Genomic DNA, 13699 nt, shown 5'->3' on the forward strand with positions numbered 1-13699 from the left:
GTCTTTTTGACGATTCGATGACCTGCTCTCTGTTACGTTTCCCGACGGCTTTGTCGTCGCGCCCCCGTCTGCCCGTGCTGTCTGTTCTGAGCCTCGCCTTGCTGCTCGCCGGGTGCGGTCTGATGCGTACCGATTACGCGCGTCCAGTGCTGCCGGTGCCCGCGCAATACCGCACGCCCCTCGATGGCGCCACGGCCTCTGTGGCGAGTGATGCATTGCGTTCTGCCTCACCGAAAACCGACGCACAAAGCGACACGCCCTTCGCCATCGATCCGTGGTGGCACGGCTTCGGTGAGCCGGGTCTCAACACACTCGTGACTCGCGCGTTGGCGGGCAATCCGGGGCTGGCGCTCAAATCGCTTCAGGCGGATCGCGATGCGCTTCAGGCTGGACTGACCGGCGCGAACCGCTGGCCGCAACTCTCCGCCTCGATTGCGGGGGCTAAGTCGCGTTCGCTCGATGGTGGCAACGCGGCCATTGCCGCGATTGGGCAGACGCAGACGACCTCCGGCACCAACGCGAGCATCAGTTACGAAGTGGATCTGTGGAACAAGCTCGCCGCGCAACGCGATGCGGGCAACTGGCAAGCCGCTGCCAGCGCATGGGATCGCCGCGCTGCGGCACTCACCCTGTCGAGCGATGTCGCGTCGCTGTACTGGCGTCTCGCCTATCTGAACGACAACGTGCGCAGCGCGAAGGACGATCTGGCTTCCGCCGACAAGGTCGTCGCACTAGTCGACGCGAGACGCCGCGCCGGGGCCGTGTCGGCCCTCGACCCGGTGCAGGCGCAGCAGGATCGCGACACCGTCGCTGGCGCATTGGCCGACTGGGAACGTTTGCGCGACATCGCCCGGCATGCGCTGGCCAACGCGCTCGGCGAGCCCGCTCAGACCCGTTTTACCGAACGCGAGTCGCTGGCAGACACGACGTTGCCCGAGGTGGCGCCGGGCTTGCCCGCTGAATTGCTCGCCCGCCGCCCCGATCTGGCGGCGGCCGAAACCCGCGTGCGGGCGCGATTGGCCGATGTCGATGCGGCGCGCCTGTCGTTCTACCCGTCGCTCACGCTCACGGGGTCGACGAGTACGGCCAGCGACTCGCTGTCGCGCTTGCTCGCCAATCCGGTCGGCACGCTCGCCGCCACGATCGCCATGCCGTTCCTGCAAATTCAGACGGCACGCTTCACGACGGCACTCGCCCGCAATGACTTCGAACAATCGACCGTCGTGTTTCGCAGCACGCTGCTCACGGCACTCAAGGAAGTGGAAGATGCGCTCTCGACGCGCGAACGCACGTCGGCGCAATACGAGGCGTTGGCGCGGGCGGCAGCGCTCGCGCAACGCGCTTCGGCATTGTCGGGTGCGCGTTATCGTGCTGGTGATATCGACTTGCAGACGTGGCTCGATGCACAACGGCTTGCGCGGCAGGCACGCCGGAACGCCGCGCAATCGCGCCTCGATCAGATCGATGCCACGCTCACGCTCATCAAGGCATTGGGGGATCGGCGAGCGGCGAGGTGTGATGGTGCCCTTCATCAACAACATCGGCGACAACGTCAGCGGCAACATCGGCCGCAGCATCGGCGGCAATGTGCACGGCAACGTCAACGTGGCGCCACAGGCGGATAAGGCTCGCCGAGATCCCAACGCGACTGCCAGTGCGCGACGTACTGGCGTGCGATGTCGGGCCTATCGCGAATGACGATCACGTTCTCGGAATTGCTCGTCTCGGCAGACGGTACGAAGTTGAACGAGCCGGTTTCCACCGTATTGCCATCGACGATGATCGTCTTGTCGTGATGGATATTGAAGTGATCGTTGGTGCGCAGTGCCACGCCCTGCCCCGTCACGAAGTCCATGGCCGCCTTGCTGGCTTTGCCGGTATTGCGCTTCTTGTCGATCACTACGCGAACATCCACGCCGCGTTTTTTCGCATCGACCAGCGCCTGCATGATGTCAGGTGCCTGAAACGAGTAAGCGAGCATCTGGATGCTGTGCTTTGCGCTGCCGATGGTCTCGAGCACCAGCGTGCGTGCCGAGCCCTCCGGCGAAAACCCCATGCGAATATCGGGTTCAGCGTGCGCGGCCGACAGCGGTGCAACGCCCGGCAATGCGAGCAGCGTCACGAGTACGAAGTTTCGAAATGTCGTCATGTTTCGAGTGTCGCCAGCAGCGCCGCCACGTCGGGATACGTCAACCGATAACCGAGTTCACGTTTCAGCCGCGTGTTGTCCAGCCGGCGCGATTCCGACATGAACGACAACAGCGTCGGCGGCAGCTCGCGCACCGCCGCTTCGCGCGAGATGCGTGGCGGACGGGCCAAACCGAGCGCATCGGCCACCCGGTCGAAGTATTCGCCCATGCGCCATTCGGTGTCATCGCTCGCATGCACCACACGCTGCGGCTTGCCGCGCCACATCGCCCGGATCAGAATCGCGGCCAGATCGTCCGCATGGATATGGTTGGTGTACACGTCGTCCGATTCGCGCAATGCGGGCGTGCCACGCTCAAGACGCGCCGTCGGCAGCCGGTCGGCAGCATAAATCCCGGGAATTCGGACGATGGACGCGCGCCAGCGCACCCGGGCCCGCTCCGCCTGCCGCCAACTGGGGCGCACACCCGCCACGCTCGTCGCGCTGCCCGGCGAAAGCGTGCGTGGCGGCCCGGCCGCCCACTCGCGCCGCGCATTTCGGGCGTGCGCGGAGGGCCGCCCGAGCGCGCGCAACGTGCGCTCGGCATCCACGCGCCGCTGCCCGCGCGGCGAACGCGCCTGCGGCGTACGGGTCTCATCGACCCGCGCCCCGCCGCAATCTCCATACACCCCGCTGGTACTGGCGTAGACGAGGATGCGACGCGAAGCGCGTGCGCCCCCCTCGGGTACAATATTGGGCTTCGAGGGCCGCAAAAGTGCGGCCCGCAAACGGCGCGTGCGCAGGTCCTTCGTGCCGCTGCCGGCAACACCGTCGGGCGGCGCCAGATGCAGCACACGCGGCGCCAGATGGGCGATACGCGCGAGACTCGCACGGTCGTCCAGATTGGCGGCGACAGGCACTGCACCGGCGGCACGCAGGACGGCATGACGCGCATCGCTGGACGTCACGGCGTAGACGCGAAAACGTTTGACGAGGGCCGGCAGCGCACGCATGCCGACATCGCCGCAGCCCACGACCAGAAGGCGTGGGCGACCGAGGGATTTGGACGGATTTTTCATTTTTCGGATTGTAGTATGGCTTACAACGTTACCCTCGTGCCGAGCGGGCGCGAGTTCCAGGTCGAAGACGGCGAGGCACTGCTCTCGGCCGCGCTACGTCAGGGCATCGGCCTGCCCTACGGCTGCAAGAACGGTGGCTGCGGGTCATGCAAGGCGAAGCTCGTCGAGGGCACCGTCGAGCACGGCGCACACTCGGCGACTGCGCTCACCAAGGACGAGGAAACGCGCGGTTTCGCACTGCTGTGCTGCGCGCACGCCAAGAGCGACGTTGTCGTCGAGAGCCGCGAAGTCAAGGGCATCGGCGACATTCCGGTCAAACGCCTGCCGTGCCGCGTGAATGCGCTGACGCGCCTCGCCGACGACGTCATCGTCATGCGCCTGCAACTGCCGGCCAACGAGCGCTTTCAGTACCTCGCCGGCCAGTACATCGAATTCATCCTGAAAGACGGCCGCCGCCGCAGCTATTCGATGGCCACCGCGCCGCACGAAGAAGGCTTCATCGATCTGCACCTGCGCCATATGCCCGGCGGCGTGTTCACCGATCACGTCTTCAACACGATGAAGGAGCGTGAAATCCTGCGCTTCGAAGGCCCGCTCGGCACATTCTTCCTGCGCGAGGATTCCGAGAAGCCCATCTTGCTGCTCGCCTCGGGCACCGGCTTCGCGCCGATCAAGGCCATCGTCGAGCACGCCGTGCACAAGGGCCTGAATCGCCCGATGACGCTGTACTGGGGCGCCCGCCAGTTGAAGGACATCTACCTGCGCGATCTGGTCGAACAATGGACACGCGAGATTCCGGGCTTCTCCTTCGTACCGGTACTCTCCGAAGCCGCACCGGAAGACCAGTGGCAAGGCCGCACGGGTTTCGTGCACCGCGCCGTGGTCGAAGACCTGCCGGATCTGTCGGGCTACGAGGTGTACGCCTGCGGCGCGCCGGTGATGGTCGAATCGGCACGCCGCGACTTCATTGCCCACCACCAGTTGCCGGAAGATGCGTTCTTCGCCGACGCCTTCACCACCGAGGCCGACAACCCGGGGAGCGGCAACTGATCGACGGGCGCGCGTCATTTGGGGGGGATAGGGACAGATGCATGAACGCGACAGTTCACGCATTCCCTTTGACAAGCGCCGCATCATCGCCTTATTCTTGCCGACATGAACCTGATTGCCATCGCCTCGATCCGACGTCGCCGTACGCTGCCCCTCCCGGGATGCCGCGCGGCGCGCTATGGACTGCGATAACAAGCGAGTTCTCAAGCACAGCAAAGCCACGGGCACACCCCGTGGCTTTTTTTATTCCTCGTCTCTTTACCTTTCGTCCTTCGGAGACCGTTATGTCGCTTGCTTCCCAATCCGCCGCATCGTCATCGTCAACTTCGTCGACCTCAAAGACTTCGTCTGACGCGAAGTTTGCCGAGTTCGCCACTCACGCCCTGTTGCCGATTACCTCGCGCCCGGATCTCGTGTTCACCCACGGCAAAGGCGCGTGGCTGTATGACCACGACGGCAAGCGATATCTCGATTTCATTCAGGGCTGGGCCGTGAACAGCCTCGGTCACTGCCATCCGGTGATGCGCGACGCACTCACCACGCAGGCCTCGCAACTGCTGAACCCGAGCCCGGCGTACTACAACCTGCCGATGATCGAGCTGGCCGATCTGCTCGCGCGCCTGTCGGGGCTGGGCAAGGTATTCTTCGCGAACAGCGGCGCCGAAGCCAACGAGAGCGCCATCAAGCTCGCCCGCAAGTGGGGCCAGTTGCATCCGAACCCGGCCGGTGGCGCGCGCTTTGAAATCATCACGTTCAAGAACGGTTTCCACGGCCGCACGATCGCCACGATGTCGGCCAGCGGCAAGCCGGGCTGGGACACGATTTTCGCGCCGCAGGTGCCGGGCTTCCCGAAGGCCGATCTCAACGACATCGCTTCGGTCGAGGCACTCATCGGCCCCGATACCGTCGCCGTGATGCTCGAACCGATTCAGGGCGAAGCGGGCGTGGTGCCCGCCACCGAGGCGTTTCTCAAGGAACTGCGTGCGCTCACGAAGGCGCGCGGCCTGCTCCTGATCGTTGACGAAGTGCAGACAGGCTGCGGCCGGACGGGCACGCTCTTCGCTCACCAGCAGGCAGGCATCACGCCCGACATCATGACGCTCGGCAAAGGCATCGGCGGCGGCGTGCCGTTGGCGGCCATGCTCTGCGGCGACGAGTTCGCCGTCTTCCAGCCGGGCGATCAGGGCGGCACGTATAACGGTAATCCGCTCATGTGTGCCGTGGGCCTCGCCGTGATGCGCACGGTCAGCGCCCCGGGTTTCCTCGAATTCGTGCGGGCACAGGCCGATTACCTGAGCGCCGGGCTGGAGCACCTGTCGTCGCGCTACGGCGGTCAGGGCGAGCGTGGCGCCGGCCTGCTGCGCGCGCTGCTGCTCGGGCGCGACATCGGCCCGCAACTGGTGGAAGCGGCGCGCGACATGGGGCCGGACGGCCTGCTGCTCAATTCGGCCCGCCCGAACTTGTTGCGCTTCATGCCGGCGCTCAACGTGAGCCGCGACGAAATCGATCAGATGCTGTCCCTGCTCGACTCGCTGCTCGCCAAGCACGCGTAAGACCCGCCGCCACGTTCCCAGATTCTCAGATTCTCAGAGGAGAGACCAACGATGAACGACATGAGCCAGGCGCACGCGACGCCACCGGCCGACGCCATCGTCGAAATATCGCCCGATCCGGCCAGACTGGATATCGGCTTCATTCACAAGGCACTGTCGACGCAGACGCATTGGGCGAAAGACATTCCGCGTGACACGCTCACGCGCGCGATTTCGCACTCGCTGTGCTTTGGCGCGTACGCCACGCACGTCGAAGGCGGGCCGGTGCAGCAGGTCGGCTTTGCGCGCGTGATTACCGATCGCGCCACGTTCGCGTATCTGGCGGATGTGTTCGTCGATCCGTCGATGCGCGGTCTGGGCATCGGCAAGCGCCTGTGCGAGAACGTGCTCGCGCACCCGGCGTTGCAGAACTTGCGGCGCTTTCTGCTCGCCACGACCGACGCGGCGAGTCTCTATGCGCGTTATGGCTTCGAGCCGCTGGGCGAGCCCAACAAGATGATGCAGATTCACCGGCCCGATATTTATACCGGCAAGGAGCATGCATCGTGATCGCGCTGGCTACCGACATCCATATCCGTACGTTCGACGATACCGATACCGACGCGGTGATCGCGCTCTGGCGGGAGGCATTTCCCGAGTACAACCGCGCGGACAAGCCGCATCGCGAGCCGCGCCGCTCGATCGCCAATAAGGTGGCGATGCATGACGGCCTGTTCTTCGTCGCCGTGCGCGATCGCAAGATTGTCGGCACCGTGATGGCCGGTTACGACGGGCATCGCGGCTGGGTGTATTCGCTCGCGGTCGCGACGACGCTGCGTCGGCGCGGTGTCGCCAGTGCGTTGCTGCGTCATGCAGAAAATGCGCTGACCGAACGCGGCTGTCTGAAGCTCAACTTGCAGGTACTCACGCAGTCGCGCGAGGCCCTCGCCTTCTACGCGGCGCACGGCTATGCCGCTGACGATGTGGTGAGTCTGGGCAAGCGTCTGCCGCTCACGGCCGGAGCGGGAGCGTTGCTGTAAATGTTGAAATTGCTAGCGTCGTCGCCATAAACAAAGCGCGCCGGAGTTTCCTCCGGCGCGCTTTTTCCTTTCAGTCACGTGTCGATACGTGCCGACTCGCCAAGACTTACTCCCCGAGATACGCGGCGCGCACCTTCGGATCGTCGAGCATGTCTTTCGCGTTACCGGTCATGGTGACGAGCCCGCTGTCCATCACATAGCCACGGTTTGCGGCTTGCAACGCGAGCCGCGCGTTCTGCTCAACGAGCAGCACCGTCACGCCTTCACTCGACACCGTACGAACCACCTCGAAGATCTTGTCGACCATGATCGGCGAGAGGCCCATCGACGGCTCGTCGAGCAGCAGCAACTTCGGTTGGCTCATCAGCGCGCGTGCCATCGCGAGCATCTGCTGTTCACCACCCGAGAGCGTGCCGGCGAGTTGGTCTTTGCGCTCCTTCAGACGCGGGAAGATACCGAACATCTTGTCGGTGTCGTTCTTGATCCCGGCCGTGTCGTTGCGCAGATACGCCCCCATCTGCATGTTCTCGAGGATGGTCATGCGCGTGAAGATGCCGCGGCCTTCCGGCACCATCGCCAGCCCCTGCTTGAGCAGATCGAACGCCTTTACGCCGCGAATCGACTTGCCCAGATACTCGATATCACCATCGGCCCACGGCAACAGGCCAGTGATGGCCTTCATCGTGGTCGTCTTGCCCGCACCGTTCGCGCCAATTAGCGTGACCAGTTCGCCCGGCTCGATGCTCAGGTCGATCCCCTTGACCGCCTTGATCCCGCCGTACGCGACTTTCAGGCCCTTGATCGTCAACATTGCGCTCATCAATGGCCTCCTGCACCGAGATACGCTTCAATCACCGCGGGATTTTTCTGCACATCCTGCGGCAAACCTTCGGCAATCACCTTGCCGTAATCCAGCACCGTCATGCGGTTGCACAAGCCCATCACCAGCTTCACGTCGTGCTCGATGAGCAGAATCGTGCGGCCGTCGCTGCGAATCTTGTCGAGCAAGCCGCGCAACTCGATCTTCTCGGTCGCGTTCATGCCGGCAGCCGGCTCATCGAGTGCGAGCAGCTTCGGATCGGTGGCAAGCGCACGCGCAATCTCCAGACGGCGCTGGTGGCCGTACGAGAGGTTGGCCGCCGTGTAGTTGGCATACTTCGCCACGCCCACGTATTCGAGCAACTCCATCGCGCGGTCACGGATGGCACGCTCTTCGGCCTTCGCCCCCGGATACCGGAGGATGGCGCCGATCACGCCCATCTTCGTGCGCACGTGGCGCCCGACCATCACGTTCTCGACGACGGTCATGCCGCCGAACAGACGAATATTCTGGAACGTGCGGGCAATGCCCGCGCGCGCCACTTCATGCACGGCGGTCGGCTTGTAGGCGCTGCCGTCGAGCGTGAATTCGCCGGAATCGGGCGTGTAGAGCCCGGTGATGACGTTGAAGAAAGTGGTCTTGCCGGCACCGTTCGGGCCGATCAGTCCATAAATTTGTCCCGGCTTGATTTCCAGGCCCACATCGGTGAGGGCCTGAAGACCGCCGAAGCGTTTGTTCACGCCCTTGACGGACAGCAGAATTTGTTCGCTCATAGTCAGATCATCTCCCTCGGCTTACAGAGTCCGTTCTTCCGGACGCGGCGACGGCCACAGGCCGGCCGGACGGTACAGCATGATCAGGATCATGGCCAGACCGTACAGCAACTGCCGGATCACCTCGGGATCGACGATGACGCTGCCGAACAACTTCATTTGCAACGGGCCCATGGTCGAGCGCAGGATCTCGGGGAAGGCCGAGAGCAGCACACCGCCCAGAATCACGCCCGGAATGTGCCCCATGCCGCCGAGCACCACCATCGAGAGCACGACGATCGACTCCCAGAAGGTGAACGACTCGGGCGAGACGAAGCCCTGGAACGCCGAGAACATGCCGCCGGCCACACCGCCGAACGACGCGCCCATGGCAAATGCGAGCAGCTTGATGTTGCGCGTGTTGATGCCCATCGCCTTGGCGGCGATTTCGTCTTCACGAATGGCCACCCATGCCCGTCCGATGCGCGAGTGCTGCAATCGCACGCAGATGAACGCGATGATCAGCGCCAGGAACACGAACAGGTAGTAATACATGTACACCGAGCTGACCTGTACCCCGAAGAAGTTGTGCGCCTTCGAAAAATCGAAGCCGAACAACGACGCGGGCTGGATCGCGGTGATCCCCTTCGGGCCGTTGGTGATGTTCACCGGACGGTCGAGGTTGTTCATGAAAATGCGGATGATTTCGCCGAAACCCAACGTGACGATGGCCAGGTAGTCACCCCGCAGACGCAGTGTCGGCGCCCCCAGCAAGATGCCGAATATCGCCGCTACCGCCGCCCCGATCGGTATGGTGAACCACACCGGCACGTGCAGTCCGTTCGGGAACAGATGCCCGATCCACTCGAACTGCGTCGACAAGTGCGGCGAGCTGAGAAACGCGGTGACGTACGCGCCCACGGCATAGAACGCGATGTAGCCCAAATCGAGCAGGCCGGCGAAGCCCACCACGATGTTCAGGCCCAGCGCGAGCATGATGTAGAGCAGCGCGAAGTCGAGCACGCGCACCCAGTAGTTGCCACCGGCGTAGCCCACGAGTACCGGCGCGAAGATGGCCGCAAGCAGGAAAAAGGCGAGGCCGCGATAGGCCTTGCGTGTGGCGGCGGCGGCCGAAATTTGCGTGGCCGCGCCCGACGAAGTTTGCACAGGTTGATTCATTGTGTTTGTCCTCGCCGCTTATGCACGATCTGCCACGCGTTCGCCCAACAACCCGGACGGACGGAACACGAGCACCACGATCAGGACGACGAACGCGAACACGTCCTGATAGTTACTGCCGAAAACACCACCGGTGAGGTCACCGATGTAGCCGGCACCCAGCGCTTCGATCAGGCCGAGCAGCACGCCGCCGACCATGGCGCCTTGCAGGTTGCCGATGCCCCCGAGCACGGCGGCGGTGAACGCCTTCATCCCGGGAATGAAACCCATGTAGAAGTGGACGTTTCCGTAGTTCGACGCCATCATCACGCCCGCGAGTGCCGCCAGTCCGCCGCCCAGCGCGAAGGTCGCCGAGATCACGAAGTTGGGGTTCACGCCCATGAGACCCGCCACGTTGCGGTTCTCCGCAGTGGCGCGCATGGCACGGCCGAGCTTGGTACGGTTCACGAGCTGCGTGAGGCCGAACATCACGAGGAACGCGACGACGACGATCACGATACCGGTGCCGCTGGTCACAGCGCCCGGATGGTTGCCGCGCTCCGGGATAACCGTCAAGGCGTCGGTAGGCAGCAGTTGCGGGAACGACAGCGGGTTGCGCGACCAGATCAGCATGGCGATCGTCTGCAACAGCAGCGACACGCCGATGGCGGTGATCAGCGGCGCCAGACGCGGAGCGTTGCGCAGCGGCCGGTAAGCAACCCGTTCGATCACGAAGTTGGTCAACGCGCACACGGGCACACACACCGCCGTGGCGATGGCCAGCATGAGCACCGGATTCATGTTCGGTGCGATCTTCATCAACAAGTTGATGGTGGACAGCGCGACCATCGCGCCGATCATCATCACGTCGGCGTGGGCAAAGTTGATGATGCCCAAGATGCCGTAGACCATGGTGTAGCCCAGCGCAATGATCGCGTACACGCTACCAAGCACGAGGCCGTTCAAGATTTGTTGGATAAAAATATCCATGAAGCTAACTCCTTGTTCCCCGAAAACGGGCTCCCAGCGCGCTTCACCGATAGGCGTCGCAGGGGTGGCTGAGAGAACTGCGGGTGTTGAGGCTGATCCTGGTTCAGGAGGGGGGGCCGTGCCCGTCATGCAGGCACGGCTTCGTTCCGCAGATGAAGAAACGGCACCGAAAGGGTAGGCAACGGTGCCGTTTCATGGCGCTAGCGCCCGGGAGTTACATCTTCACCACGTCAAGCACGCTCTTCTTCTTGTTCTGATAGTTGTAGAGCGTAATCACCGGTTCCTTCATGTCGCCCTTGCTGTCGAAAGCGATGTGGCCAATGACACCCTTGTAGTCGGTGGCCGGCATGGCCGCCAGGATCTTGGCCGGATCGGTCGAGTTGGCACGCTTCATCGCGTCGACGATCACATTGACAGCGTCATACGTGAACGGGGCGTAGATCTGGATCGGCTGGTTGAAGCGAGCTTCATAACGCTTGGAGAAGTCGTCGCCGCCTTCCATCTTCGACAGCGCCATACCCGCTTCCGAGCAGACGATGTTGTCGATGGCGTCGCCGGCCAGTTCGGCCACCTTGTCGGTACACACGCCGTCGCCGGCCAGCACCTTGGAGCCAATGCCCAGTTCCTTCGACTGCTTGGCGAACGGGCCGCCGGTCGCATCCATACCGCCGTACATGATGATGTCCGGCTTCTCACCCTTGATCTTGGTCAGAATGGCGCGGAAGTCCGTGGCCTTGTCGTTGGTCGCGTCGTGCGAGAGCACCTTCAGGCCGTTGGCCTTGGCGGTCTTCTCGAACTCGTCGGCCAAGCCCTTGCCGTAGGCGGTCGCGTCGTCGACGATGGCCACCGACTTGGCACCCAGCGTCTTCGTTGCGTAGTTGGCCAGTGCCGGACCCTGCTGAGCGTCCGTCGCCACTACACGATAGGCCGTCTTGAAGCCCTGTTGGGTGTAGGCCGGGTTGGTTGCCGACGGGGAGATCTGCACGATGCCTGCATCGCTATAGATCTTCGAGGCCGGGATCGTCGTGCCCGAATTCAAGTGGCCCACCACTGCGACGACTTTCTCGTCGACCAGTTTCTGTGCAACCTGGGTAGCGGTTTTCGGATCGGCCGCATCGTCTTCAGCCACCAGTTCCAGCTTGACCGGCTTGCCGTCGATGGTCAGACCGGCCTTGTTGGCTTCCTCAACGGCGAGGCGTGCACCATTTTCGTTATCTTTGCCCAAGTGAGCAATTTGGCCCGTCAACGGTGCAACGTGACCAATCTTGATAACAACCGCATCGCCGCCCCCGCTGGCGGCAGTCGTCGCGGCAGGTGCAGAAGCGGCACCCGAATCGGCCTGCTTTTCTTCCTTCTGACCGCATGCCGCCAACAGCGTCACTGCGGCGACTACGGGCAGTACCTTCGCGAACTTGAGTTGCATGTGATTATCTCCTGATTGTCGGCGGTTTAATAAAACGCCAATAACGCCAATTCAATGTTTCGTATGCGAAACGCGCGCATTGTAACTCCATTCTTTGCGGCTGCGACGCCCGCCGCCACAGGGTTTTCCATAATGGAGGCCTAAGGTTTATACCGACTTGTGCAACCCTATTTTTTCAAAAGTGCAACCCCGCTTTCGATCAAGGTTTTACAGACCTGCGCGAATTCGCTCAGGCGGCTCCATGGTGCATACAATGCACCAAATATGGGATTCATCACCATAGTTATTAATAAAGCAAATTACGTGCCCGGTCGATTTGGAACGAATACTCTAATTAAGTGAATATATAAATAATTAGATAATTGAAAACCGAATGGCGTTATTTGGTATTAATTCATTAAGCGATGAATTGCGGAAATCACGCACGTGGTTTTAATGGCCGATACGGCGAAATTCGCCAAATCGCCATTGCGGGGATTCCGCAAAAACGTACGCAGAATTGCGTAGCTGTCGCGTGGTGTTTGACTTGAATTTGCGGGCGTCTATTGACGGCCGCCAAGGGCATGGGGAGAGGCTTGCGGGGGCGCGACGAGGAAGGCCTGCGGGAGGCTTACCGAGGGGCGGCGGGAGGGGTGTGTGAGTGGGGACGGGAAACGAAAAAGCCGGGGCGCGCATGATGCGGCACCCCGGCTTTCGTGACTGCGGGCCGTCGTGCTGACGACGTCCCGCAGACGATCATGCTGACAACGTAAAACTTACTCGGTCACCGGCGTCAGGCCCTTCGGCAGCGGGAACGCGATGTTCTCTTCGACGCCTTCGAGCACCTTGACCTGATTCACGCCGAGTTCGCGCAGGCGCGCGACGATCGACTGTGCCAGCACTTCCGGCGCCGAAGCGCCTGCCGTCACACCGATACGACGCTTGCCATCGAACCACTCGGGCTTGAGTTGCGCCGGTGAGTCGATCATGTAGGCCGGCACACCCATCTTCTCGGCCACTTCGCGCAGACGATTCGAATTGGAGCTGTTCGGGCTGCCCACCACCACCACGACATCGCATTGCGGGGCCATGAACTTCACGGCGTCCTGACGATTTTGCGTCGCGTAGCAGATGTCCTGCTTCTTCGGCTCGGTGATCAGCGGGAAACGCTTCTTGAGCGCGTTGATCACTTCGGCGGCGTCATCGACCGACAGCGTCGTCTGCGTCACGAAAGCCAGTTTCGTTTCGTCGGCGACTTGCAGTGCGAGCACGTCTTCGATGGTCTCGACGAGGAACATGCCCTCGCCCGACTGCCCCATCGTGCCTTCGACTTCCGGGTGGCCCTTGTGGCCGATCATGATGATCTCGTGCCCTTGGCCGCGCATCTTCGCGACTTCGACGTGCACCTTGGTCACGAGCGGACAGGTGGCGTCGAAAATGCGCAGACCGCGCTCCTGCGCTTCGGCACGCACGGCTTGCGACACGCCGTGAGCGCTGAAGATCAACGTGTTGCCCGAGGGCACGTCGGTCAGCTCTTCGACGAAAATCGCGCCTTTCTTGCGCAGGTTCTCGACGACATAGGCGTTATGTACGATCTCGTGACGAACATAGATCGGGGCACCATACATGGACAGCGCGCGCTCGACGATCTCGATTGCACGGTCGACGCCCGCGCAAAAACCGCGCGGCTGGGCCAGCAGAATTTCCGCGTCCGACAGGGTCGGCGCAACGACTTGGGTGGCGCTCAT

Annotated in this window: 13 protein-coding genes; 5 read left to right on the plus strand and 8 right to left on the minus strand. The window is 62.7% G+C overall.

The genetic code is table 11. From position 1 onward, the window contains the following. The first annotated feature begins 74 nt into the window (after positions 1–74). Positions 75–1625 (plus strand): efflux transporter outer membrane subunit, encoded by a 1551-nt coding sequence (locus CDV46_RS10465; protein WP_176399052.1) that lies wholly within the window; start codon positions 75–77, stop codon positions 1623–1625. Here the strand turns inward: CDV46_RS10465 and CDV46_RS10470 are convergent. Together CDV46_RS10470 and CDV46_RS10475 are read right to left on the minus strand one after the other, a co-directional pair. Then, positions 1601–2149 carry a phospholipase D family nuclease gene (locus CDV46_RS10470; RefSeq protein ID WP_087722497.1) on the minus strand — a complete coding sequence of 183 codons (549 nt, stop codon included), beginning with the start codon at positions 2147–2149 and terminating at the stop codon, positions 1601–1603. The two genes, CDV46_RS10465 and CDV46_RS10470, sit on opposite strands and share 25 nt — an antisense overlap. Beyond that, entirely contained in the window at positions 2146–3141 is a 996-nt protein-coding gene (locus tag CDV46_RS10475; protein WP_249277713.1) for an SDR family NAD(P)-dependent oxidoreductase, read from the minus strand. Before CDV46_RS10475 ends, CDV46_RS10470 begins: the two co-directional genes overlap by 4 nt. Before the next feature lie 81 nt (positions 3142–3222). Here CDV46_RS10475 and CDV46_RS10480 point away from each other — a divergent pair, with 81 nt between their 5' ends. From CDV46_RS10480 to CDV46_RS10495, 4 genes are all read left to right on the plus strand, one after another. Beyond that, entirely contained in the window at positions 3223–4257 is a 1035-nt protein-coding gene (locus CDV46_RS10480) for a CDP-6-deoxy-delta-3,4-glucoseen reductase (RefSeq protein WP_087722498.1), read from the plus strand. Between the two features lie 284 nt (positions 4258–4541). Further along, positions 4542–5810, plus strand: coding sequence for an acetylornithine transaminase (locus CDV46_RS10485; protein WP_087722499.1), 1269 nt, complete (start codon positions 4542–4544; stop codon positions 5808–5810). Positions 5811–5861: 51 nt separating this feature from the next. After that, entirely contained in the window at positions 5862–6359 is a 498-nt protein-coding gene (locus CDV46_RS10490) for a GNAT family N-acetyltransferase (RefSeq protein ID WP_087722500.1), read from the plus strand. Further along, entirely contained in the window at positions 6359–6829 is a 471-nt protein-coding gene (locus CDV46_RS10495) for a GNAT family acetyltransferase (protein ID WP_087722740.1), read from the plus strand. Before CDV46_RS10490 ends, CDV46_RS10495 begins: the two co-directional genes overlap by 1 nt. Positions 6830–6935: 106 nt before the next feature. On the opposite strand, the gene CDV46_RS10500 is transcribed toward CDV46_RS10495, so the two are convergent. From CDV46_RS10500 to ispH, 6 genes are all read right to left on the minus strand, one after another. Then, positions 6936–7649: an ABC transporter ATP-binding protein gene (locus CDV46_RS10500; RefSeq protein ID WP_058375778.1), complete on the minus strand. Its 714-nt coding sequence runs from the start codon at positions 7647–7649 to the stop codon at positions 6936–6938. Continuing rightward, the gene (locus CDV46_RS10505) at positions 7649–8422 is read right to left on the minus strand and encodes an ABC transporter ATP-binding protein (protein ID WP_058375779.1); all 774 of its coding nucleotides are present in this window, start codon (positions 8420–8422) and stop codon (positions 7649–7651) included. The genes CDV46_RS10500 and CDV46_RS10505 overlap by 1 nt, the downstream gene beginning before the upstream one ends. A 21-nt stretch (positions 8423–8443) precedes the next feature. Continuing rightward, positions 8444–9580 carry an ABC transporter permease subunit gene (locus tag CDV46_RS10510; protein ID WP_249277712.1) on the minus strand — a complete coding sequence of 379 codons (1137 nt, stop codon included), beginning with the start codon at positions 9578–9580 and terminating at the stop codon, positions 8444–8446. Positions 9581–9598: 18 nt separating this feature from the next. Continuing rightward, positions 9599–10549 carry a branched-chain amino acid ABC transporter permease gene (locus tag CDV46_RS10515; RefSeq protein WP_087691399.1) on the minus strand — a complete coding sequence of 317 codons (951 nt, stop codon included), beginning with the start codon at positions 10547–10549 and terminating at the stop codon, positions 9599–9601. A gap of 214 nt (positions 10550–10763) precedes the next feature. After that, complete coding sequence (locus tag CDV46_RS10520; RefSeq protein WP_058375781.1) at positions 10764–11972, minus strand: branched-chain amino acid ABC transporter substrate-binding protein; 1209 nt, start codon at positions 11970–11972, stop codon at positions 10764–10766. 755 nt (positions 11973–12727) lie between these two features. Beyond that, positions 12728–13699: a 4-hydroxy-3-methylbut-2-enyl diphosphate reductase gene (gene ispH, locus CDV46_RS10525; RefSeq protein WP_087691398.1), complete on the minus strand. Its 972-nt coding sequence runs from the start codon at positions 13697–13699 to the stop codon at positions 12728–12730.

This window comes from Pandoraea sp. PE-S2T-3, assembly GCF_002179965.1.
Classification (GTDB): Bacteria; Pseudomonadota; Gammaproteobacteria; order Burkholderiales; family Burkholderiaceae; genus Pandoraea.